This window comes from Photorhabdus bodei (genome assembly GCF_003287735.1).
Lineage (GTDB): Bacteria > Pseudomonadota > Gammaproteobacteria > Enterobacterales > Enterobacteriaceae > Photorhabdus > Photorhabdus kayaii.
In genome coordinates this window covers 1-21,611 of the sequence record NZ_NSCM01000058.1, presented here as the reverse complement: position 1 = coordinate 21,611, position 21,611 = coordinate 1, and the positions used below count along the sequence as shown (strand labels likewise).

Here is a 21,611-nt window from a genome sequence, read left to right as displayed (position 1 = left end):
CTTGTTCAGGCAGGCAATACATCGCTTTTTTACGGAAATATTACCGGAACTTGCCGGGAACCTGTCGTGCCGTATTAATGACAACTTCCAGGTTCTGAATCCTGCATCTTCAAGTTAAACGGGTATACACCATGATATAAAAAAAATGCCAATGGAATATGAAACATTGATTGGAGATATGGGAACTATCTTATCTGGTGGACAAAAACAGAGGTTATGCTTAGCAAGAGCATTATATAAAGACCCTAAGATCTTATTTTTAGATGAAGCCACGAGTCATCTCGATACTGAAAACGAAAAAATAATTTCATCTAACCTTAAAATGTTAAGCATTACAAAAGTAATGGTTGCCCATAGGAAAGAAACAATAGAATCAGCGAATAAACTAATTGATTTAACAAAAAAATGTGCATAACCTTGTGTAATTGTCTATTTTTGTACGTATAATTTATCAATTAATACAAGTGAAAAAGGCATTATTAATATTAAATTGTTATTAATCGTATTAGTCGCGACTAGATATGACATAGAACTTGAAAAGTTGAGAGTTACCGGTTTTGATAGGGGTGCCGAACCCTTATACAAAATACAAGAGGTAACTCTCATGCTTCATACTAACAACCCTATCATTAAACATAAAGCCAGTTTGTTGAACCTGGCTGAAGAACTTAACAAACCTCAGATTTGTATAAGACAATTCATCTCAGTGGGTGTTAGATTAAGACTCGGTTTTTTGGGTTGGAAAGTATAGGCGAGCAACCCTGCGGTGACCTCAAGAAGTAGGCTTAATGGATTGAGATACCGTGTATGCTCTATGTATGAGATGTTTTTTAACTGACCAAAGATCGTTTCTATTAAATACCGTTTTCTTAACATAACTCGGTCCCATAGAGAAATATCTTTGGGTTTCATATTATTACACGTGTTTGTCACCAGCGAGATCCCTGCCAGGGCCAGTTCATCATTCAGAGACTGTGAGATAGACCCTTTATCGCCATAGATATGGCCGGAATTAGTTGACCACTACACTTTTGAAAGCCTTAATGCTCAATCTCCTTCACCATCAGCAACCAGCAACCAGCAACCAGCAACCAGCAACCAGCAACCAGCAACCAGCAATCATAGCCAGAGAATCCCTTTTAACGCCTAGCAATGCTTTTAGTTTTTTGTCACTGAGTTTGTTTGTCCCTGCCATTCGTTACCTCAGCATAGTGTCTCTGTCTGAGTGATATGCCGATTGATACACCGTTCTTTTGAACGGATAAAATAACACTTAGAAGCATCATTACAAATAAAATTGAAACAGGAAACTTTACGCCCCCTTTCAGTAATGCATAAATTCCGAACAACTACAATCGAATGGTAATTATCAAAAGTTCTTCGAAAATATGGGGTATCTCAAACAAAGATTAAAGATGGTTTCTGATGATCACTATGTCTATGGCAACATCTTTAATTTGGGATTAGGTTGTAACAAAACATTAGCGGCAACTCTGTAAAGCTTAGTTTCTTCATCATAAGTTTTACTTATATTTTTCCCACTCACAAAATATAACGTCATCCCATCAGCACAAGGTAGAATTTCTATTAATTTTTTCCTTTTAAGAGTTCTAAGAGCCTTATGTAAATCATCAATGCTTATTTCCAATGTTTCTGCAAGGATTTCATCGGAACAAATAACCGAACTTTCAATAAAACAGCCAGAATGATATGCCAAAAACGTACACAGTGAGGCTGACTTACTGCTAAAACTTTAAGCTTTTTTTCTTCATCAATGATTCCCTGACTCAAAGCAACACATTCATTGCAGATGTAAACGCTTGGACCAGCAATTAATTTAGCTACTTCATCTTGCTTTTTCCCACAAAAGGAGCAGTACAAACATTTTTCAGTCATGATGCCTCCACCATTCAATAACTCATGACAAACTGAAATACTCCAGGTATCGCCAGTTGTTACTGCTATTCTTTACTCATAGAAAACGCAAAGTTTCTATATTCTATCTGCCATGTATTGAACAACATTAAAAAAAGAGACTACCAAGTCTATCTTGTTAAATTTCTTCGGACTGATGAACTACAAAACCTATTTGAGACGTTTTACCTCAATTAGATTTATCTTTAATAACTTCCTGGAACTTATCATAGGTTTCAGGATTAAAAAGCGATAGAGACTCTATCTGCTCAAGCGGAAGAACATGACGAAACTGATACACACTCAAAGGCTTTGAAGTTAGTGTAATACCTTCATTCCTGTAATGATCAGCATAATTATGCTCGGCACAAAATGTCAGCGTATCTTTATCTCTGTAACCACTCATAAAAGGAATGATAACGATAGTATCGGTATCCAAATGATGAAATCTCGCTTCATCAACCATTCCAACATAAACTTTTCTCGACTTTAAAGTAATTAACAGCAACAGACCACTTTCAATTGATTCCAAAAGAAGGCTTTCAATAGCACTATTAGATGCAATTTCTTTAAAAATACCATTGCGCTTTTCAGGATTTCTAAAATCTTTCTCTGCGTTATAGGATGCACTGATACTGATCAACACGGTAAAACTTAAGATGAGAAAAGAAAAAATACTCATCCCCACTAACCGAGAGTTGAATAAATCATGAGCAAAAGTAAAAGGGATATATTTTGCACCAAAATATACAGGGATGTTCAGTAGCATCATAACAGCAAAGATTAAACAACTCAGTGTTAAAGCCAGACAAAACCTGTGATAAGAAAAAAGCCACCTTGTCGTGCTACTTCAAAGTAAGCGTTCCAACCAATGGCTTTATTTTGCTTAAATCTAGAGGGTAGATGACTATTTGTATAAACATAACCACATACTAAAACAACAATAACCACAGCTGCCCACATTGATAGTTATCCCTCTTTTTTAGTACTCAACCACTCAACGTTTAAAGCGAAAGCCCGCTGAACATCAGGATTACAACGATTCAGAGTAACCGTTCCAGAACGATTAATGATGAACTTTTCATCTTTCTGATCAGCATCAGAACAAGTTTCTTTATGTGCGCCAACGAGGCGTGCCATCACCCTTTCCGGAGAAACAAGAGCATATCCCATATTCTTGAAAAAACTAGACATTTCACCGCTCCTTCACTGAGTAACAAACAACTGTATCATAGTCTAATACCTGCGGTAATCACTGACAATACTTTGTTGTGTCCATTTACTGCTGATTAAGCATCTATCAACACCAGTTCATAGTGGAAGCAATTGCGTATAACCTTTGTTCTATCATGTACATCCTATAACAATAATTCATTGAAAAGACTACATAACTACGGACTATAAGGCACAGTTAGGCCGACTCTGATAAGCCAAACCAGAGTCAATCTGTTAACAAAATTATTTACTAACAGTAAAACCCAGCATCATACCGGTATCTTCATGTTCTAGTAGATGACAATGCGCCATAAATGGATGCTTCACTCCCGCAGTATGTTTGAACTGAACCAGCACTTCGCTCTCCTTACCTTCCACATGAACAATATCTTTCCAACCACTACGGTGAGCAGCAGGCTTGCGGCCATTTTCACTCAAAATACGAAAACGGGTACCGTGGATATGGAACGGATGCAGCATCATATCGCCAGCTCCTGAAATCACCCAACGCTCATACTGCCCCTGTTTCACATCAAAAGCCGGTTCTGTTATGGAGAAAGCCTGCCCATTGATGGTGTTCGCATGATGGAAATTTAATTCACCACCATGATGCATATCTCCGTGGTTCATATTCCCATGATCCATCCCCATACCCGCCATAGCTCGCTCACCGTAGCGCTGAGACAACATCATCATTCCCTGCATATCCAGACGACTATCCATAGCCAGATGTAAACGACGCCGATTCAAACCGGTAAAAGAGGGCAATGCAGGAAGCGTGGCAAGCTGTTCCGACAATATTGTGCGGCTAGAAAAAAGCTGAGGTTGAATACGTAAAACCGGCAACGGTTGATCAAATGGCGGTAATGTCATTCCTATCTGAACCACAGGTAACGTCACCAGATCGAAAGATTTGCCATCCGAAGCATCTATCACTACCTCAAAACGTTCTCCCGCCAGAATCGGTAACTCATTAACCGCAACCGGTTCTGCTAACAAACCACCATCACTGGCAACAACATACAATTGACGGCCATCACTGGTCGCAATATTGAGGCTACGAGCATTACAGCCATTTAGCAAACGCAAACGTAACCAACCGCGTGGTGCAGTATGTTGGGGCAAAACAACACCATTGGTCAGCATCATATCGCCAAACCAACCAACAGCAGCACTCATTACATCCAACTGATAATCAATCTGCCCCTCGTTATTCAAGCGCTTATCCTGCAATATCACAGGAATATCATCCACACCCCATCGGTTTGGTAAACCCGTATTAATGCTGTTCTCATCTTCAATCAATACTAATCCACCAAGCCCCATTGCAACCTGATAACCCGTCTTGCCATGCGTATGCGGATGGAACCAACAAGTCGCTTCCGGTTGTTCAGGCGTAAAACTGACCGTCCGGTTCCCTCCTGGCGCAATCATCGCATGCGGGCCACCATCGGCTTCCCCAGTAATTTCCAAGCCATGCCAATGAACTGTGGTCTCTTCTGGTAGATGATTACGAATATCAATAGTAACAGGTTTACCTGACGTCAATTTCAGTGCCGGACCTAGTAAATCACCGTTGTAACCCCAAGTTTTAGTCACCGTTCCTGTTTTAAAACTGGATTTTCCCGCTTTGATTTCAATAACGATTTTACCTGCCACATCTGGCTCTAGTTGTGGAGGGATAGGTAATGCCGGATAAGATTCAGCAAAGGAGAAACGACTCCATACAGGTAACATACTGGATACACCCATGACGGCACTTAATCTGATAAAATCACGTCGTTGCATATTCACCTCCCAATTAAATCAACCAAAAAACATCTCATAAAGGAAACGTAAGGGCTACCCTTATAGGAAGGTCAAGCGAAGGGAATGTGATTTAAGTCGATCTTTACAGTAATTTTAAAAAATAAATTTTTCCTAACAAAGATATTAATATGTTAACGTAATATGACACTGGTTGATTATAATAATACAAATGCGAAAATTAGCTCTCTTGACTTACATACTTGTTCTTTTCGGTCTTTCTCACCCCGCAAAAGCGCTGACAGAAAATGAAGCTGAAGATCTGGCCGATCTGACAGCAGTGTTTATCTACCTGAAATATGACTGTGGTTACAGCCAAATTCCTGACCGGGAAATTAAACGAGCCATTATTTATTTTGCTCAACGCAATAAGTGGGATTTAACTAATTACAACAGCCAATTGATGGACAAGCTCAATGAAGAAAGCTACCAGGATCTCAAAGGAATTTACCTGTCCAATGCGATAAAGTGCCATGCTCTCGCCAGAGATTCGCTGAGTTTATTCGCCTACGTTAAATAGTTCTTTTCCTCATCCCCCGAAAGGGGTAAATTTCACCGTGCAACTATGAGAATTGTTGGCTATTATGTGCACCCAATTTTCATGACTGTCACAGTGGAGGAAAAGCCGGGATATGTCACAAAAAGAAATTTGGTACGAAACCCTGCACGCCAACTTTGGTCAGTATTTTTCCGTCGATAAAGTGCTTTATCACGATAAAACTGAGCATCAGGATTTGATCATCTTTGAAAACGCGGCATTAGGCCGCATTATGGCGCTGGATGGCACAATACAAACAACTGAACGTGATGAATTTATCTACCACGAAATGATGTCTCATGTTCCTTTGTTCGCCCACGGGAACGCCAAACGAGTACTGATTATCGGCGGTGGTGATGGCGGTATGTTACGTGAGGTCCGCCGTCATCAATACCTTGAAAGCATCACTATGGTTGAAATCGATGCTGGGGTAGTTGAATTCTGCCGTCAGTATCTGCCTAACCATAATGCCGGTGCTTATGATGATCCACGCTTTAATCTGATCATTGACGATGGTGTTAATTTCGTTAATACCACCGATCAGAAATTCGATGTCATTATCTCTGACTGCACGGACCCGATCGGGCCCGGTGAAGGATTATTTACATCTGAATTCTATCAAGGTTGCCAACGTTGTCTGAATGAAGGTGGCATCTTTGTTGCTCAGAATGGTGTTTGTTTCCTGCAACAGGACGAAGCAGTCACCAGCCATAAAAAATTGAGCAACTATTTTGCTGACAGCGGCTTCTATCAAGCTGCCATTCCAACCTATTACGGCGGAATGATGACCTTTGCCTGGGCAAGCCAGAACCCGGCACTACGCCATGTGGATCTGGCAACATTGCAACCGCGCTTTGACAACGCAGGTTTTACCTGCCGTTACTACAATCCAGCCGTTCATATCGGTAGCTTTGCTCTACCACAATATCTGCTGGATGCACTATCTGAGAACCCATAATCACCCATTAGCCAGGAGGTGAAATAAATTGCACAAGCTGAAATTGCACGGTTTTAATAACCTGACAAAAAGCCTGAGTTTCTGTATTTACGATATCTGTTATGCCAAAAGCCAAGCTGATCGGGATAGTTATATCGCTTACATTGACGAACAATATAACGCTAACCGTTTAACGGAAATCCTCAGCGAAACCTGTTCGATCATTGGTGCAAATATTTTGAATATCGCCCGCCAGGACTATGATCCACAAGGGGCGAGCGTTACCGTACTCGTCAGCGAAGAGCCGATGGACCCGAAGGATGTAGACAACACTGAAAACCCAGGTCCGTTACCTGATTCTGTCGTTGCCCATTTGGATAAGAGCCATATCTGTGTTCACACTTATCCAGAAAGCCATCCGGGCGGCGGCATATGCACTTTCAGAGCTGATATTGAAGTATCAACCTGCGGTGTTATTTCACCTCTCAAAGCGCTGAACTATCTGATCCACAAATTAGAATCAGATATTGTCACAATGGATTACCGCATCCGTGGTTTCACCAGAGATGTGAATGGCATGAAACACTATATCGATCATGAAATCAGTTCTATTCAGAATTATATGACTGAAGAAGTGCAATCGCAGTATTACATGATGGATGTTAATATTTATCAGGAAAATCTATTTCATACAAAAATGATGCTAAAAAGATTTGACCTGAATGATTACCTATTTAATGCCACACCAGAGCAACTGAGTGAAACTGAAAAGCAGGAAATTACCCATCTTTTGAAAAAAGAGATACAAGAAATTTATTATGGCCGTAATTTACCCGCTGCTTAGTTAATATTTATATCCGTCATCTTTCAAGTTGCCTCTTTGTTGGCTGCACTCGCTCACCCCGGTCACATAGTTATCTATGCTCCCGGGGATTCACTCCCTTGCCGTCGCGATGCATCTTGAAATCCATAGGGTATAGCTGGCAGGTGCCAATATTCACCGGCATCTGCCAGATCAATTTCCAACTGTATTAACACATTATCCCAATTTACATGCCTAACGCGGTACTCATTATAATTTCAGCACCGTAAATGGTTTTAAGATAATTAAGGGCATCTTCCTGATCGACACCGGGAAAAACACACACAGCATCTGACAAGACTTTGATTCGATAACCGCGTATAAACGCGCCATAGGCCGTATGTCTGACACAACAATGGGTATGTTGGCCGGTTAACACAACTTCCGTCACACCATATGCTTTCAAAACTTCTTCCAGATCGGTTCCATCGAAAGCCCCATAAAATCGCTTAGGCAAAACAATTTCACGATCTGCTCCAACAGGAGCCAATGCTTCAATGACATTAGCACCTGGCGTTCCAGCCATTGCATGCCTGCCCCAAATACTCATTTCCCGATCACCGGCTCGATGAGCATCATTAGCATAAACCACCAGCCAATCACGATGGCCCCGAGCATGATCAATCAGCCGTTTAATTACCGGTACGATCTTCATCGCATCCGCCTCATTGGCGAGTGCTCCTGTGACAAAATCATTCAGCATGTCAATTATGAGCAACGCTTTCATTAGTTTTTCCCTTTAAGTGGATTCTAAAAAAAAACAATTACCGTGACTTGCTTCCGCCACTAAGTTACAGGCAATTTTGACAAGATCTTCTTATGATTCATACTAGCTCATAAAACCGAGCTGGTCGGCTTTTTAGCTATTCCATTAGCTAATAACAATGTCAGTAACCTCTACTATCTTGCCACATAACATTGTAGGGTTATTATAACCCTATCAAGACAAAACAAGAGAACCGGAGGATGAATAGCAGAAACGCGATAGCAATGATAGAAGCTGACGGATGTATTTGATGAGAGTTAAAGGTCGTCGTCATCAATTCAAACATCCAACCAAGCAAGGATTGGTAACGGTAAAACACCCACAAAAGGATATACCTTTACCAACATTGAAAAGTATCAAGAAACAATCGGGACTTTGAGTCCACTTTTCGGAGGTGTAAATGTTATATCCAGTTGCTATTGATAAAGGTCATTCATCCTTCGGCGTCCGTGTCCCTGATATCCCAGGTTGCTTTTCTGGTGGGGACAATTTCACAGATGCAATAGAAAGCGTCCGAGAAGCCATTGAAGCGCATATCGAATTGCTAATTGATAATAATGAAGCAGTACCAGAAGCGACAAACGTAGAAAACTACCTAACAGATCCTGAATATACGGGAGCAATATGGGCATTAGTTGATGTGGATATTACTCAGTTAATGGGAAAATCAGAGAAAATTAACGTAACTCTTCCATCATTGCTAATCCGCCGTATTGATCAATTCGTCACAAACCATCCAGAATACAAGAGTCGCTCTGGCTTTCTATCACACATAGCGGCAGAAAAAGTTATTGGCAAAATCTAAATTTAATTCATCTGAAATATTAATTTATTGACAATAGGCTGATTTTTTTCTAATAAGACGCCATCACAATAATTTCCCAAAATAATCACTGCCCCGAATAAAGTCGTTTATTCAAGGCAGTTTAATAACACTGTGATTATTTCGATGGGGTCAAAGAAAAGGTCAGTGTTTCTAACGGTTGAAGGGTAATCAACACCGTTTTATTGATAAACTTCGGCAACGAGTTGTTCTCGCCATAATCGATATTAACGTCATATACCGAAGGTTGATCATCAGGCAATTCGAGATCACTTTGCAAATCCAGATAATATTGTTTCACTTCATCAGCAGGATTGCGCAAAGTAATAATCGACTTTTTCGGACTCCAGGCTCCCCAACCGTACACCGCTAGATCGGTGGGATCTTTACCAATCCAGTGGGTATCAAACAGCACATCTTTATTTTTCTCTGACCATTTCGCCGCGCTTGCCAGCATATCCCAATCCTCGGTGGTCAACAGTTCAGGCGTAACATACATCTCTTGTAACTGAGTGCCGCTGCCAAAATAGCTCCAAACCTGATCGGCAAAATCTTTAGGTGACTGTTTATCCAGATGCTTAGCCTGTTTAGCATAAACAATGCCATGCAGCATCAACGAATTCAGTGGGAACAGCGGCCCCTTTCTGACGACATTACGATAAGTTTCCGCATCACGATAGGTAAGCCACTGCTGCACTTTGGAGCCTGTACCGTGAAACTCCACATCATAGCCACCACGCCAAATAGAATCGGCGAAAAATAGCCAAGAAGGCGTGGCTTTGGTGCCTGTGGTCAAGTTGATAAACAGATCATTGCCTGTACTGCGCATATCTTCAATAAGGTGGATAGCGGCATCAAAATCACTGGTGAATGAACTCCCTTTAATCACACGATCAGCATTGCCGGTGCCATCCAGCTTAAACATGGATACATTTTGTTGTTGAATCAGGTTGAGTACCCGGTTATGGAAATTGGCGTAGTAATTAGGGCCTGAGAGCGCAAATCTGCCATCTATCACTTCATAACCAAACTCCTCCGCATGAGAAACACGTTGCTCACCAGGTGGGCCATAACCGCCCCAAGGAGAAAGCCAAATACCTAAACGAGCACGATATTGATCTGCTGCCTGTTTAAGATTTTTGAACTCATGGGGAAATGCCTGACTAAAACCCCAATCTCCTTTGAGGTTATCCCAACCATCATCAAACAGATAACCACCCAACTTCACACCGCGCTTAGTCACCAACTCCTGCCCAAACTGTTTGATACGAGTCAACGACTCTTGTTCGGTATAAGGCGTGAAGAAACCAATATCGTACCAAGAGTTGTAATGTAGGTAAGGACTATATTTACGCGGACGCGCATTGTTCAAAAACTCATTGACGTTGCGCCGCAATTGCCCTTGCTGATAAACACCAATATACGTCTTATAACTTAACGTTTTCCCCGGCTCTAGCGGGATAGAGAGCGCAATTTTTTGCGAAGCGCTCCCTTTATAAGCCTCAGTGGTAATCAATGGATTACCGGGAACAATAAAGAAGCTATCGCTGACAATCGGTGAACTGGCGATAGAGCCGTGAACAAAAGGGGTTTTAGTGCGAAATGGCATCAACGAGACAGAGCTGAGCTCCAACGCGTTTTCCTGCGGGGTAATAGTGATTTCAAACGAGCCGTACTTATCTTTATCCTCCACAGTAATGATATTTTTTACCTGAATGTCGCCATGTTTCAGGGAGATAACAATACGATTTCGCTTTTTGCCAATGTCAGTAATCTGAAAATCTTTAGCCGTGAGCTTTTCTCCCGATTTCAACGTGATTTCAAACAGATTGTCAATGATGATGTGATCGTGGTTTGTTGGATTTGCAAATTTTAATTGCGTTACTTTACCGTGTTCGTCGCTAACCGTTACATGGTAATTGTTACCGTCCAACAGCCAGCTATCTGCCCAGACTGGGGTGTTATACAACATGGAACTCGCTAATAAACTTAACGTGATTTTATTTAACGTTCTTATTTTCACAGCAGTTTCCTTAATAGTCAGGATGAAAAAACAGAACCTTCACGAATACAGCTTACCTGCACTGCCACAAATCCGGATCTTTTCTTCTACTACTGCCTGCATAGCCTGTTTTCCCGGCGCGATATATTTACGTGGATCATTCGCATCTGGGTGCTGAATGAAATAACGCTTTACCGCATCAGCAAAAGCAATTTTCAGATCGGTCGCTACATTGACTTTGCATACACCAAGACCAATCGCCTGCTGTATCATCACTTCAGGAATACCCGATGCGCCATGTAGCACCAACGGAATATCCACCTGTTCACAGATTGCCGCTAGCCGATCAAAATCCAAATGCGGTTCACCATGATACAAACCATGCGCAGAACCAATCGCTACCGCCAGAGAATCAATACCGGTACGGGCAACAAAGGCTTTCGCTGCCAGCGGATCGGTAAAAAAACTATCGGCACTGGAGACCTGCAAATCATCTTCCTGCCCGCCTAGCCGCCCCAATTCCGCCTCAACGCTAACATCGTAACGATGGCAAAATCGTACCACCTCAGCCACCTTACGAATATTCTCTTCAAAGGGTAAATGCGAGCCATCAATCATTACCGAGCGCACACCCGCGGTCACTTTATGACTGATATCCTCCAGTTCCTCATGATGATCGAGATGCAACGCCAGCGGCAGATTGTGGCGACGAGCAGCATCCTGACAGATTGACACTAGGTAGTCAGTCCCCGCATAACTGAAAGTACTCGGCGTACCTGCCAGAATAACCGGTGATGCCAAGCGTGCGGCGGTTTCCGCTATCACCTGGACTGTTTCCAGATTATGGACGTTAAAAGCAGGAACCGCATAGCCTTCACGCAGAGCCTTTTTCAACATTTGACGACTGGAAATCAGATACATGTAAGCTCCTCAAATGCCATCCAGATTCGGGCTGTCATACCCTCGTTTCTGCTGTTCGTGCCACAGGCTGGTTAATCCTCGCCGCCCACACTCCAGCGCCGTATCACGAAATGTTTCCAGCGTCATACCTTCACGATCTAGCACCATCTCTACCGCCAATTGCATATTCGTACCGGCAATAACTTCATAACATGGATTAGCTATTGCCAGTTGCGCCGCCTGCCGAAACGGTGATCCACCCAGTAAGTCACTGAGAATAATGACACCCTCACCACTATCACAGGCTGTGCAGGCCGCCTCCAACAACACCAATAATTGTTGCGTACTGATTCCCTCAGGAAAATCGACAGCACAGCACTGCGGTTGTCGTCCGACAACTTGTTCCACTGCCTGCAACAACCCACTGGCGAAATGTCCATGACCGGTGATTACAATACCTAACATTCCCTCTCCTCAGTGCCGTTTATTAAAGAAAACCCACAAACTTCCCTACAATACCGATCACAACCGTCAAACCAATTAACTTGACCGGGGAAAATCCTTTTTTCATCAACCAAAACACTAGCAGGGTGAAACACAACGGCAACAAATTAGGCATTAGTTTGTCCAGCACATCCTTCTGCAACGCCACACTGGCCTTACCGGCGTTTATTACCACCGGCGTCGAGAGATGAACATAGGAAGCCACTAACGCCCCGATTACCGTCATTCCTACTATCGAAGCGGCATGGGAGATCTTTTTGGTATGCTTTTTCAACAATGCCAACGCACTGGTTCCCGCACGATAGCCATAATGCGCCAGACCAAAACGCAAGCCAAAATGCACAATGTTGAACAACAACAGGAATATGATGGGACCAAACAGACTACCCTGTAGCGCCAGAGAGGCCCCAATACCTGCACAGATGGGTAACAGAGTCAACCAGAACAATGCATCGCCAATTCCACCTAGCGGCCCCATTAGCGCCACTTTCACGGCGCGGATAGTGGAAATTTTCTCCTTATTTCGTTCCATTGCCAGCACCAACCCAGACAGGAAGGTGGCATCAAACGGATGCACATTGATAAACTCCATATGCATTTTCATAGAATTCGCCAGATCTTGCGGATGCTTGTGGATCTTACGCAGACCCGGGATCAAGGTGTACAACCAGCCTCCCGCCTGCATACGCTCATAGTTAAATGACGCCTGTAGCAACAAAGAGCGCCACGCCATACGATTCAAATCGCCTTTGGTCAGATCCTCACTCGGTATCGTATCCTGATAGTCATCCTGCTCAACCTGACTGGTTGCCAGCGCCTGCGCCATCCTGTTCCCAGCTTTAGCAGCCATCGCCGCATCAGTGTCGTTAAATGCCATCTTCCATCTCCTGAGATTGAGTGGTAGGCGCGCTGCGTTCAGCGGCCTCCTCCATACGGGAACGGTTAAAGAAATCGATCAATGCAATCGCGAAAGCGCCAAGAGCTACAGCAATAATCGGCATATTGAGGAATGTGACTGAAATAAAACCTAAAATGAAATAAGCGATATAAGTCTTTTTCATCATGATTTTCATCAGCATAGAAAAACCGATAGCAGGCATCATGCCGCCCGCAACCGCCAGACCATCCAACAACCATTGCGGCGCCTTCTGTACCATGACGCTGGCAGCGTCAGCACCGAAATAGACCGGCAGAAATGCCACGATAAAGTAGAAACAAAACAGAATGGTGATACCTAGGTAGTTCACACGCTCCACGCCGCGCCAGTTCAACGTTTTCACCATTTGATCGCATTTATGCATCATGGGTGAGAACAGGGTAAACAGCAGGGTGATGCAGCCTTGCACCGCAATGGAAAATGGCACCGCGATACCAATCGCGACTTTAGGATCAGCATGAGTCAAAATAGCAAATGCCGTACCAATCACACCACCAATCACCACATTTGGCGGCTGAGCCCCTGCCAGTGGCACCATTCCCATCCAGACCAGCTCCAGTGTCCCCCCGACTAGCAAACCCGTCTGTACATCCCCTAAAATCAGCCCAACCAACGGCCCAATCACCACTGGACGATGAAAATGAGTCAACCCATCGAACAGATCCACCCCGGCCAATCCAGCCAGTAACCCAATCAATATCGCATCAATCAGCATAACTCACCCCTCAAACCAGCAATTTGGCGATAGGTTCTCCCGCTTCATCCGGCACACGTCGAATTTCACAAGTGACGCCCAGTTGCTCCAGTTCACGAAACACCACCACGTCGCTGTCATCAACAGAAACCGTCTTATGGATTTGACGCTTTCCCTCAGCAAAATGCATATTACCCACGTTAACGAAGCGGATCGGTACACCGCCTTTTACTAACGTCAATACATCCTGCGGCGTTTTACAGACGATAAAAATTTTCTGGCGCTCAGCCGCTTTATGAATCACATCAATGGTTTTTTGCAGGGTGAAATAACGCGTCTGAACCCCATCAGAAACCACCATATCCATCAGATTTTGCTGCATCAAATCACCGGCAACGTGATCATTAGCCACCAATACCAAATTGGCCCCCAGTGAATTGGTCCAGGTCACACCGACTTGACCATGCACCAACCGGTTATCAATTCGAGTCATTAAAATATTCGGTATCGACATAATCACTCCTGCTACATTTTATTCTTGGTGAATACGGTGGATGATAAGGATAAATTTCCACCCCCTTCACCACGCGGTTGACTTCCCCTGTCGGACATGGATTGTCTGGCGTTATGCCCAGTGCCAGCGAGGTTTCAAACGCCAGCATCTGCAAAAATATCAAATAGGGGAACAACAGCCAGATATCGTCTTGTTCACTGTTAACCACAGTGAACCCTTTCCCCTGTGTGCCACTCAGTGCAACAATTTGACACGCCAATCCGTCATGATTCAGCTCATACCACAGATCGAGATCATAACGACGACGATACTGATCAGCCGAAAGCATCATGACCACCAACGTATCGCGTTCGATCATAAACTTCGGCCCATGACGCACCCCCATTGACGAATCGTAGCGCGTCGTGACACGCCCGGCAGTCAGCTCCAGCATCTTGAGCGCTCCCTCCTCCGCGACCCCAGTAAAACAACTGGAACCCAAACACATCATGCGTTTAAAACCACAACGGGCCAGCCGCTTAATCTGTGTCTGCCACTGTTCCCTTTCCCGCTCACACAACACGATCATCGCCCTCAATGGCTCATCACACTGTTCCAACGTCAATGGCCCTAGCAGCAGCACTGTTGCTAACGTCATGCAGCTAAAACTGGACGTCATGGCAAAACTTTGGTCATGAGACCCCTGTGGCATATTCAACGAGCAGACGTGAGAGCGCCCTTCGGCATAACGCGCTAACGCACCGCCGGGATTACAGGTCAGCATCAGGTGATAACAGCGTGACAGGAGCTGATCCGCCAGTTTTACCGCCGCCACGCTCTCCGGGCTATTGCCCGATCGCCCATAAGAAATCAGCAAGGTTGAACGTGTTGGATCGAGATATTGCAAAGGAGAAGGCACAATGTCTGTGGTGCTGTACGCGACCACATTCAGTCCACACTGCTCGCGCAACCAAGGTGCCAGTGCGCGCCCGATAAACGCGGAGGAACCTGCACCACACAGCACTATCTGTAACTCCGGATCAGATAGTAAAGGCTGCAAAAAGGGTCGCCACAACGCTTCCTCACGTTGCAGATTTTGATATAACTGACGCCAAAGCTCAGGCTGTTGATGAATCTCTCTGGCAGTATGCAACGCATGGTGCTCACGCAGCCAGACTTCGGCATAGGAAAACAGCTCATTCATGCTAAAACTCCTTGTACCCCGAGCTCACAAGCCTGCGCATAGTTCAAGAGTACAGAACGAATTTTATCCAACACCCAAGCGTGTGGGTCATTATCCAACCTTCCGGCATTAACGGCCTGCGCCTGCTCCGGCAGGTACTGACTCAGCAGTGAAAGGGAAACCGGGCGACCACGCAGGTTATCCATCAAGGTATTCACTGCCTGTTGTACCTGTGGATGCGGCCAGTAGTAACGAATGCGATCACTCAAACTGTATTGACGATCAATAAACTGTTGATGCGGTGTACCGTGGTAATAGCGATTCCAGTGCTCCGGCTGCTCAAGCATGACCTGTTCTAACGCGGCACACAGATGAGCCGCGTCCTGTTCCCCATTCCATTCACCATCGATTTTATCGAGTGCGAAAAGCGCCTCACGTAAAGCAAAAGTCAAAGCTGGGCCGACTTTCAAAATGGCAAAGTGATCGCGTACCAATTCACGGTAAGCTTGCGCCGTTTGATAATCAGTAGAATGAGCTTCATAGACTAAATAGGGTTGAGATTCGATATATTGACTCAGTGCCGCTGCACGTTTAGGTTGATAATGTTCAATATAATGGTGATCGAACTCCACACCCGGTTGCACCACCAGCGCAATCACCCGCGGCCATACCGGTTCCAGTCCAGCCAATCTCCACGCTTGTTGATGTACACTCAACGTTGTCGCCGCTGCCTGAGGCGTCGTGACTTGCATTCCTGCCAATGCTTCTTTCGCTCCGCCCGGTACCGGCACTTCGGTACCTATCACATAAACAGGCGGTTCTCCCCCCACCTGTTGCCAACAACGTTCCGCCACCTGACACAAACGAGCCGCACGTACCGCAACCTCTTTATCGCCAAGCGGCGTTGGATCATCCAAACAGGACATTGAACAATCGAGATGTATCTTACGAAACCCCGCCGCCACATAATCGTGTATCAACGTTTCAGCCAGTTTCATTGCCTGTTCAGCGGGAAGATCCTGCCAGGCATTGGGTCCAAGATGATCGCCCCCTAACCAGACACGATCACGCGGTAAACCAATACGATCGGCCTGTTGCCAAACTGCATCCCGGAATTGAGCCGGTTGCATCCCGGTATAACCACCAAACTGATTGACCTGATTAGAAGTTGCTTCAATCAACACCGAGGTCTTACGCTCTTTAGCGACGCGCAAAGCACTTTCCAATACCCAGGGATGAGCGGAACAGACCGAATAGATCCCCACTGCTTCACCTGATTTGTGACGACGGATAAGTTGTAATAGTGACTGCATGGTGTCTCCCATGCGGGCAAGAATCTCGGTAAGAACTATTCGTCGGCAATAATCACATCCACGCCGAGTTCAATTAATGCCCGCCTGTAGTTATCGGGGATCCGACTGTCAGTAATCAGCCGATGAATCTGTCCGGCCTGACGGATCATACAAAAACTTCTGCGCCCAAATTTACTGGCATCCGCCACCGCGATAATTTCATGCGCTACCTCACACATTACGCGATTAAGGTGGGCTTCACCGGGGTGTGGCGTGGTTATCCCTGCTTCCAGATCAAAACCATCGACGCCAAGAAATAGGGTGTCAAAGCGATATTGACGCAATTGCTGTTCCGCCGCCGGGCCATAGAGCGAGTAGGAGTTCTGACGCACACTCCCGCCAAGCACCATCACCTCCATCCGGTCAAACCCCGCCAATTCATAGGCGATATTCAACGCGTTAGTCATGACGACCAGATCACGTCGCTCTTTAAGAAATGGTACGATTTGCGTGGTGGTCGAACCGGAGTCAAGGATCAAGGCATCACCATCCTGAACAAACTGTGCCGCCCTAGCCGCAATACGCGATTTCACATCACGATTGATCCGGCCTTTATCTTGCAAAGGGCGATCAAAGGCGAATTGCTGATTTAACATGGCACCGCCATAAGAACGCAGCGCGCAGCCTTTTTGCTCCAGATAACGCAGGTCATTACGGATAGTGACGCAGGAAACCCCAAAACGGGTGCTCAAATGTTCAACACGCACGCTGCCCTCATGGCACAGCAAGTCGATAATCTGTTCACGTCTTTTTACGGTATCCACAGCCATTCCGTTATACCCCTCAGATTTTCAGCGATAAATTTATGCCGCCTGTGATGAATTGCTTTCCCTCTCTTTCGATTTAATTACAGCAAAAGCAACCAAACGAAATTGTGATCGCTATTACAGTCTATTATATAGACAAAAATCGGCATAAAAGGTTTCGATTAGAAACAAAGCGAAAGAAAATATTAAATTTTCTGATTTCTGGCTATTTACCCAAAAATCAGTTTTCATCCACCTTTTGGGTAACAATTGATATCAAGAAACGAAAGCGCTTGGTTTTCAATCCGCAACCGCAAAGTTTTATTTTGTCAGGTGATAGAGATCACAAATTTTGTGATTGGGTGTACAAACCCTGATAAAATCCAAGCCTGAAAGTTCTCACTGTAATTAAGGACACACCACATGACAAAACGATTTTCGGTGCTGACTGGCGGATTGCTGCTTACCGCTTCTCTCGGCGCTCAAGCCTCGAATACTCTCGATCAGACCCGTCTGACAAATACTGTTGATAAGACCATACACTCCCTGATGCAGGAATATGACATTCCAGGAATGGCGATTGCAGTGACTTTCCGCGGTCAACATTTTTTCTATCAATACGGTGACGCATCAAAAGAGAACAACACGCCGGTCACCAAAGAGACAATCTTTGAATTAGGCTCGGTCAGCAAAACCTTTACCGGCAGCCTGATTTCTTGGGCACAGGTGACGGGAGCCATTTCCTTCTCCGATAAGGCCAGTCAGCATTTTCAACCGCTTGCAGGTAGCGCCTTTGACAACATAAACTTGCTGAATATTGCCACCTATACCGCGGGTGGCCTGCCATTACAGTTCCCTGATGAGATCGACAGTAATAGCAAAATGGTGGACTGGTTTCAGCACTGGCAGCCAAAGTACACGCCCGGAACCTACCGCCAGTACTCTAATCCCAGTATTGGCCTTGCAGGTTATATCGTTGCCCAACGCCTTGAAAAACCTTACTCAAAACTGATGGAAAACCAGATCCTTTCACCGCTTGGTTTGCACCATACCTGGTTTAACGTACCCGCACAGGAGATGAAAAATTATGCATTGGGTTATTCAAAAGAGAATAAACCGATTCGCATCAACCCCGGCGTACTGGATGAGGAAGCCTATGGTCTGAAAACCAGTGCACAGGAGCTAATTGGCTTCGTAGATGCAAATATCGATCCTTCCCGCGTAGGTGACAGCAAGCTGGCACAGGCCATTCGGGCAACTCATACCGGTTATTACCGGGTGGGGGAGATGACGCAAGGGCTGGGCTGGGAACTTTATCACTGGCCTGTTACCCTTGAGCAGGTACTGAGCGGCAACTCGGCGCAGATCGCTTATCAGGCCAACAAAACCACGGAACTAGCGCTACCAGAGCCGCCAACGGATGCGCTTTTTATCAATAAAACCGGTTCCACCAATGGCTTCGGCGCGTATGTCGCGTTTGTGCCGCAAGAGCAAATGGGTATTGTGCTACTGGCCAACAAAAACTACCCCAACGAGGCGCGTATCAAAGCAGCCTGGCAAATCCTCAACGCGCTGCAATAAGGGGCAATTGCGTTAAATACAGTTGTCTATTGGCAGCAACAGCGCCTCCCACGGGAGGCGCTGTCCTAACATATCGAATCGTTAAGCCAGTAAGGCTTCCAAACCTGCGGTCACCGACTCCATACGGTGACCACCTGAATGTTCAATCACATAACGCTTGCCTACCTGAGAAGAGGCATCCAGGCCCCAAATACCATGTTCAGCCTTCTGACTCAGCGGATCGCGACTGGTATTGATGTGGGTGACGTTGGCACTATCCAACTTGTCGGCCAGCCGATCCCGTAATCCTACATGCAATCCCATGCTGTTGAATGCGGTGACCTTGATCCCATGTTTGATGCCCGCATATTGCGCCAGCCCACCTCCCAAGGAGTGACCTAGAACCTCAACCTTGCCGCCATATTGTTTAGTAAAAGCCTTGACCAAGCGGTCAGCATCCTGAAACGCGCTGTCCTTGATCCCCAAAGCAGCGCCGACGTCACTCTTCACTGTACCAGGACGCTTAGTTGGCTGGGTGCCCACGAAGGAGAGCACCATAGTGTCGTCACGCTTGTAGACAGCGACCTTGAGCGCAGACCAGCTATCTCCCTCAAGGATTAAAGGATCATTCTGCCCCTTGCTAGGGCGAACATGCAGGGTTAACTCACTGCCGGTTCCGCCAGTGCCATCCTCCCGGCGAGCCAGTATTGAGGACGGAATATCAGCTAAAGCGGCATGACTGTAACCCGCGGGCATATCCCGATAGCTACTGGAGCAACTGATTCTCGCCAATTGGGCCGCATCCATCACTGCTTTAGCTCCCACAGCATTCAACGGCTCTTGTTCTGCTTTAGCCACAAACGCGGGTTTGGCGATCACCTTGGCAGAATTCAGCAATTGCTCGGCACGCGTTCCAGCCTGCAAACGCTCGGATGTGCCAAGCGGTAGATGCGAAACTCCCTTCGCGCCCGCTCCAGCCAGCCCCAAGGCAGAAGATGCCAGCAAACGCCCTGTGGATTCCGCCAGGTTTTTAACGCCTGTAACACCGACTGAAATCGCACCACTCGTTACACTACTGGCACCGCCCGTGATATTAGCCAATCCCTTGATAATGGCCCCAGTCCAGTAACGCGCCTTACCTTTGGCACTCTGTGCATGGGAGTCATGTCCTCCCTGTATGGCAGTGCCAATCTTGCGAGCCGGGGCACTCAATGTCAGATATTTCAGTGTGGTAGTCAGCACCTTGCCCGGCGACACCTGAGTACCAAGACCGGTACTGGTGTAATGGGAGGCAAGATGATGATGAACATTATTCTTACGAGATGGTGTCTGTACTTCTCCGTTCGAAAGGGGCGCCAGTGCCGTGGCGCTGGGAGAGTGCCCAATACCTTGAATAGACATCTTATTATTCTCCTTGGTTATTCAGATGACCGAAATTCAGCATACGATGGCTGAGCCGGGTAATGGATGCAGCACAGATGATGCGCCATTCTGCTGGGTGTTGATCACCTGAAACTGAGACTGCAAGCTGATCCCAAGATCGAGAAACTCTCCCAGAGTCTGCATAAATGTCGTTTCGTCGAACATCTCGATCAACGCGGAGAAGCTCAACACCAGATAATTGGTACGACTGTCCAGACTGATCTGACTGCCGCCCGTGGTAAGACCGAACATATTCAACTCAAGGGCAGCCCGCGTCAGCATCAACTGGCCCGGTTCATCTACCGGTAATCGCAACAAAGGAATATAGAGATAAAATGCCTGAACGTCGTCGTTGTCCGGTACTTCAACGACGCACTCTCCACCTTGGCCGAAAGGCACGGTACAGTGACCATCGCTGCCAATGCTCAAAGCCACACCTTGACGTTCACCCACAAGGCGCAACCATTCCGATACTGTCTGTTGATATGCTTTCACTATGATATTCTCCGCTCGTTATCCCTTACAGACCAAGGGTTTCGCACGCAATAGAAAGTGTGAGCATGTTAACAATCACCGGCAAGCCGTGATTTATCTCCGGGGCGAAGTTTTTTATATCGACGTCGAAATAGCGCCTTACCGGCAGTTGGGTTGCACCGTGCAAATGCGGTTCGAATCTACTGCACCCAACTTGGCCGACAGGTGTTATCCCAGTAGCATTAGGTTAATTCATATGAGTTTTACGAGCCGGATCATATTCCCACCACCACTCAAAAGAGGAAAGTCGTGACTGCTCCCCGCCGTAAAGAGGATGTCGCAAAAGGCCAGCATTAAAAATAAACCCGCAGAGATTTATTGCCTGTTATTGGGAGTGACAACCCATGACAGGTTAAATTTTTCGATTGAAAAAGGAGCGATTGAGCGATTTATTAATTAAAGAATTCAATTATGAAAAATCGG

The 21,611-nt window shown here is 45.6% G+C and carries 24 protein-coding genes and 4 pseudogenes; 8 read left to right on the top strand and 20 right to left on the bottom strand.

The features are described from left to right. Together CKY02_RS20975 and CKY02_RS20970 are read left to right on the top strand one after the other, a co-directional pair. Positions 1 to 118 (top strand): annotated as a pseudogene (locus CKY02_RS20975) (IS630 family transposase); the annotation flags it as partial. Between the two features lie 6 nt (positions 119 to 124). Next, positions 125 to 415, top strand: a pseudogene (locus CKY02_RS20970) (ATP-binding cassette domain-containing protein); the annotation flags it as partial. A gap of 263 nt (positions 416 to 678) precedes the next feature. Here CKY02_RS20970 and CKY02_RS20960 read toward each other — a convergent pair. The 8 genes and pseudogenes from CKY02_RS20960 to cueO all read right to left on the bottom strand — a co-directional run. Continuing rightward, positions 679 to 1,011: pseudogene (locus tag CKY02_RS20960) on the bottom strand (transposase); the annotation flags it as partial. A gap of 52 nt (positions 1,012 to 1,063) precedes the next feature. Beyond that, positions 1,064 to 1,195 carry a hypothetical protein gene (locus CKY02_RS26460; protein ID WP_274382209.1) on the bottom strand — a complete coding sequence of 44 codons (132 nt, stop codon included), beginning with the start codon at positions 1,193 to 1,195 and terminating at the stop codon, positions 1,064 to 1,066. A 243-nt stretch (positions 1,196 to 1,438) separates the two neighbouring features. Continuing rightward, positions 1,439 to 1,648, bottom strand: coding sequence for a hypothetical protein (locus tag CKY02_RS20955; protein ID WP_112896767.1), 210 nt, complete (start codon positions 1,646 to 1,648; stop codon positions 1,439 to 1,441). Positions 1,649 to 1,758: 110 nt separating this feature from the next. Continuing rightward, positions 1,759 to 1,896 (bottom strand): annotated as a pseudogene (locus CKY02_RS25950) (ClpX C4-type zinc finger protein); the annotation flags it as partial. 208 nt (positions 1,897 to 2,104) lie between these two features. Further along, on the bottom strand, positions 2,105 to 2,683 hold the full coding sequence (locus CKY02_RS20945) for a hypothetical protein (protein ID WP_238399254.1): 579 nt from the start codon (positions 2,681 to 2,683) through the stop codon (positions 2,105 to 2,107). Between the two features lie 29 nt (positions 2,684 to 2,712). Beyond that, the gene (locus CKY02_RS25945) at positions 2,713 to 2,877 is read right to left on the bottom strand and encodes a hypothetical protein (protein ID WP_238399253.1); all 165 of its coding nucleotides are present in this window, start codon (positions 2,875 to 2,877) and stop codon (positions 2,713 to 2,715) included. Positions 2,878 to 2,883: 6 nt separating this feature from the next. After that, positions 2,884 to 3,108 carry a hypothetical protein gene (locus CKY02_RS20940; RefSeq protein ID WP_011145218.1) on the bottom strand — a complete coding sequence of 75 codons (225 nt, stop codon included), beginning with the start codon at positions 3,106 to 3,108 and terminating at the stop codon, positions 2,884 to 2,886. A 264-nt stretch (positions 3,109 to 3,372) separates the two neighbouring features. Further along, a complete protein-coding gene (cueO, locus tag CKY02_RS20935; protein WP_112896766.1) occupies positions 3,373 to 4,917 on the bottom strand; it encodes a multicopper oxidase CueO in 1,545 nt (514 codons plus the stop codon). A gap of 190 nt (positions 4,918 to 5,107) precedes the next feature. Here cueO and CKY02_RS20930 point away from each other — a divergent pair, with 190 nt between their 5' ends. The 3 genes from CKY02_RS20930 (at position 5,108) to speD (ending at position 7,254) form a co-directional block, all read left to right on the top strand. Continuing rightward, on the top strand, positions 5,108 to 5,455 hold the full coding sequence (locus CKY02_RS20930; protein ID WP_011145216.1) for a YacC family pilotin-like protein: 348 nt from the start codon (positions 5,108 to 5,110) through the stop codon (positions 5,453 to 5,455). Positions 5,456 to 5,567: 112 nt separating this feature from the next. Continuing rightward, positions 5,568 to 6,431 (top strand): polyamine aminopropyltransferase, encoded by an 864-nt coding sequence (gene speE, locus CKY02_RS20925; RefSeq protein WP_112896765.1) that lies wholly within the window; start codon positions 5,568 to 5,570, stop codon positions 6,429 to 6,431. Positions 6,432 to 6,459: 28 nt separating this feature from the next. Continuing rightward, positions 6,460 to 7,254 (top strand): adenosylmethionine decarboxylase, encoded by a 795-nt coding sequence (gene speD, locus CKY02_RS20920; RefSeq protein WP_112896764.1) that lies wholly within the window; start codon positions 6,460 to 6,462, stop codon positions 7,252 to 7,254. A 205-nt stretch (positions 7,255 to 7,459) separates the two neighbouring features. On the opposite strand, the gene CKY02_RS20915 is transcribed toward speD, so the two are convergent. After that, positions 7,460 to 7,999, bottom strand: coding sequence for a cysteine hydrolase family protein (locus CKY02_RS20915; RefSeq protein ID WP_112896763.1), 540 nt, complete (start codon positions 7,997 to 7,999; stop codon positions 7,460 to 7,462). Positions 8,000 to 8,279: 280 nt separating this feature from the next. On the opposite strand from CKY02_RS20915, the gene CKY02_RS20910 reads away from it, so the two are divergent. Further along, positions 8,280 to 8,417 (top strand): type II toxin-antitoxin system HicA family toxin, encoded by a 138-nt coding sequence (locus tag CKY02_RS20910; RefSeq protein WP_420800778.1) that lies wholly within the window; start codon positions 8,280 to 8,282, stop codon positions 8,415 to 8,417. A gap of 21 nt (positions 8,418 to 8,438) precedes the next feature. Further along, positions 8,439 to 8,843, top strand: coding sequence for a type II toxin-antitoxin system HicB family antitoxin (locus CKY02_RS20905; RefSeq protein WP_112896762.1), 405 nt, complete (start codon positions 8,439 to 8,441; stop codon positions 8,841 to 8,843). 136 nt (positions 8,844 to 8,979) lie between these two features. Here CKY02_RS20905 and CKY02_RS20900 read toward each other — a convergent pair whose 3' ends face one another. The 9 genes from CKY02_RS20900 to agaR are packed head-to-tail and all read right to left on the bottom strand — an operon-like array spanning position 8,980 to position 17,696. Further along, a complete protein-coding gene (locus tag CKY02_RS20900; protein ID WP_112896761.1) occupies positions 8,980 to 10,884 on the bottom strand; it encodes an alpha-galactosidase in 1,905 nt (634 codons plus the stop codon). Between the two features lie 39 nt (positions 10,885 to 10,923). Beyond that, positions 10,924 to 11,784 carry a tagatose bisphosphate family class II aldolase gene (locus tag CKY02_RS20895; RefSeq protein ID WP_112896760.1) on the bottom strand — a complete coding sequence of 287 codons (861 nt, stop codon included), beginning with the start codon at positions 11,782 to 11,784 and terminating at the stop codon, positions 10,924 to 10,926. Positions 11,785 to 11,793: 9 nt separating this feature from the next. Then, positions 11,794 to 12,228 (bottom strand): PTS galactosamine/N-acetylgalactosamine transporter subunit IIA, encoded by a 435-nt coding sequence (gene agaF / locus CKY02_RS20890; protein WP_112896759.1) that lies wholly within the window; start codon positions 12,226 to 12,228, stop codon positions 11,794 to 11,796. 22 nt (positions 12,229 to 12,250) lie between these two features. Beyond that, the gene (locus CKY02_RS20885; protein WP_112896758.1) at positions 12,251 to 13,144 is read right to left on the bottom strand and encodes a PTS system mannose/fructose/sorbose family transporter subunit IID; all 894 of its coding nucleotides are present in this window, start codon (positions 13,142 to 13,144) and stop codon (positions 12,251 to 12,253) included. Next, complete coding sequence (agaW, locus tag CKY02_RS20880) at positions 13,134 to 13,919, bottom strand: PTS N-acetylgalactosamine transporter subunit IIC (protein WP_112896757.1); 786 nt, start codon at positions 13,917 to 13,919, stop codon at positions 13,134 to 13,136. The genes CKY02_RS20885 and agaW overlap by 11 nt, the downstream gene beginning before the upstream one ends. A 10-nt stretch (positions 13,920 to 13,929) precedes the next feature. Beyond that, positions 13,930 to 14,412 (bottom strand): PTS N-acetylgalactosamine transporter subunit IIB, encoded by a 483-nt coding sequence (agaV, locus tag CKY02_RS20875; protein WP_011145207.1) that lies wholly within the window; start codon positions 14,410 to 14,412, stop codon positions 13,930 to 13,932. Continuing rightward, positions 14,378 to 15,595, bottom strand: coding sequence for an AgaS family sugar isomerase (locus CKY02_RS20870; RefSeq protein ID WP_112896756.1), 1,218 nt, complete (start codon positions 15,593 to 15,595; stop codon positions 14,378 to 14,380). Before CKY02_RS20870 ends, agaV begins: the two co-directional genes overlap by 35 nt. Next, the gene (locus tag CKY02_RS20865; protein ID WP_112896755.1) at positions 15,592 to 16,887 is read right to left on the bottom strand and encodes a D-tagatose-bisphosphate aldolase, class II, non-catalytic subunit; all 1,296 of its coding nucleotides are present in this window, start codon (positions 16,885 to 16,887) and stop codon (positions 15,592 to 15,594) included. The genes CKY02_RS20870 and CKY02_RS20865 overlap by 4 nt, the downstream gene beginning before the upstream one ends. Positions 16,888 to 16,922: 35 nt before the next feature. Further along, positions 16,923 to 17,696: a transcriptional repressor AgaR gene (gene agaR / locus CKY02_RS20860; RefSeq protein ID WP_112896754.1), complete on the bottom strand. Its 774-nt coding sequence runs from the start codon at positions 17,694 to 17,696 to the stop codon at positions 16,923 to 16,925. A 399-nt stretch (positions 17,697 to 18,095) separates the two neighbouring features. Between agaR and ampC the strand changes: the two genes are divergently transcribed. After that, positions 18,096 to 19,253: a class C beta-lactamase gene (gene ampC / locus CKY02_RS20855; protein ID WP_112896753.1), complete on the top strand. Its 1,158-nt coding sequence runs from the start codon at positions 18,096 to 18,098 to the stop codon at positions 19,251 to 19,253. Positions 19,254 to 19,334: 81 nt separating this feature from the next. On the opposite strand, the gene CKY02_RS20850 is transcribed toward ampC, so the two are convergent. Beyond that, entirely contained in the window at positions 19,335 to 20,633 is a 1,299-nt protein-coding gene (locus CKY02_RS20850) for a Tle-like phospholipase domain-containing protein (protein WP_112896752.1), read from the bottom strand. A 36-nt stretch (positions 20,634 to 20,669) separates the two neighbouring features. After that, the gene (locus CKY02_RS20845; protein WP_112896751.1) at positions 20,670 to 21,149 is read right to left on the bottom strand and encodes a CesT family type III secretion system chaperone; all 480 of its coding nucleotides are present in this window, start codon (positions 21,147 to 21,149) and stop codon (positions 20,670 to 20,672) included. Positions 21,150 to 21,611 lie beyond the last annotated feature (462 nt).

Bases quoted from the DNA above. Each gene is read 5' to 3' on its own strand.
- agaR (WP_112896754.1), bottom strand. From the start codon at position 17,696: ATGGCTGTGGATACCGTAAAAAGACGTGAACAGATTATCGACTTGCTG.
- CKY02_RS20905 (WP_112896762.1), top strand. From the start codon at position 8,439: ATGTTATATCCAGTTGCTATTGATAAAGGTCATTCATCCTTCGGCGTC.
- cueO (WP_112896766.1), bottom strand. From the start codon at position 4,917: ATGCAACGACGTGATTTTATCAGATTAAGTGCCGTCATGGGTGTATCC.
- CKY02_RS20940 (WP_011145218.1), bottom strand. From the start codon at position 3,108: ATGTCTAGTTTTTTCAAGAATATGGGATATGCTCTTGTTTCTCCGGAA.
- CKY02_RS25945 (WP_238399253.1), bottom strand. From the start codon at position 2,877: ATGTGGGCAGCTGTGGTTATTGTTGTTTTAGTATGTGGTTATGTTTAT.
- ampC (WP_112896753.1), top strand. From the start codon at position 18,096: ATGACAAAACGATTTTCGGTGCTGACTGGCGGATTGCTGCTTACCGCT.
- agaF (WP_112896759.1), bottom strand. From the start codon at position 12,228: ATGTTAGGTATTGTAATCACCGGTCATGGACATTTCGCCAGTGGGTTG.
- CKY02_RS20885 (WP_112896758.1), bottom strand. From the start codon at position 13,144: ATGGCATTTAACGACACTGATGCGGCGATGGCTGCTAAAGCTGGGAAC.
- CKY02_RS20915 (WP_112896763.1), bottom strand. From the start codon at position 7,999: ATGAAAGCGTTGCTCATAATTGACATGCTGAATGATTTTGTCACAGGA.
- agaW (WP_112896757.1), bottom strand. From the start codon at position 13,919: ATGCTGATTGATGCGATATTGATTGGGTTACTGGCTGGATTGGCCGGG.
- CKY02_RS20865 (WP_112896755.1), bottom strand. From the start codon at position 16,887: ATGCAGTCACTATTACAACTTATCCGTCGTCACAAATCAGGTGAAGCA.
- CKY02_RS20945 (WP_238399254.1), bottom strand. From the start codon at position 2,683: ATGCTACTGAACATCCCTGTATATTTTGGTGCAAAATATATCCCTTTT.
- CKY02_RS20850 (WP_112896752.1), bottom strand. From the start codon at position 20,633: ATGTCTATTCAAGGTATTGGGCACTCTCCCAGCGCCACGGCACTGGCG.
- CKY02_RS20870 (WP_112896756.1), bottom strand. From the start codon at position 15,595: ATGAATGAGCTGTTTTCCTATGCCGAAGTCTGGCTGCGTGAGCACCAT.
- CKY02_RS20895 (WP_112896760.1), bottom strand. From the start codon at position 11,784: ATGTATCTGATTTCCAGTCGTCAAATGTTGAAAAAGGCTCTGCGTGAA.
- CKY02_RS20910 (WP_420800778.1), top strand. From the start codon at position 8,280: ATGTATTTGATGAGAGTTAAAGGTCGTCGTCATCAATTCAAACATCCA.
- CKY02_RS26460 (WP_274382209.1), bottom strand. From the start codon at position 1,195: ATGGCAGGGACAAACAAACTCAGTGACAAAAAACTAAAAGCATTGCTA.
- CKY02_RS20930 (WP_011145216.1), top strand. From the start codon at position 5,108: ATGCGAAAATTAGCTCTCTTGACTTACATACTTGTTCTTTTCGGTCTT.
- agaV (WP_011145207.1), bottom strand. From the start codon at position 14,412: ATGTCGATACCGAATATTTTAATGACTCGAATTGATAACCGGTTGGTG.
- speE (WP_112896765.1), top strand. From the start codon at position 5,568: ATGTCACAAAAAGAAATTTGGTACGAAACCCTGCACGCCAACTTTGGT.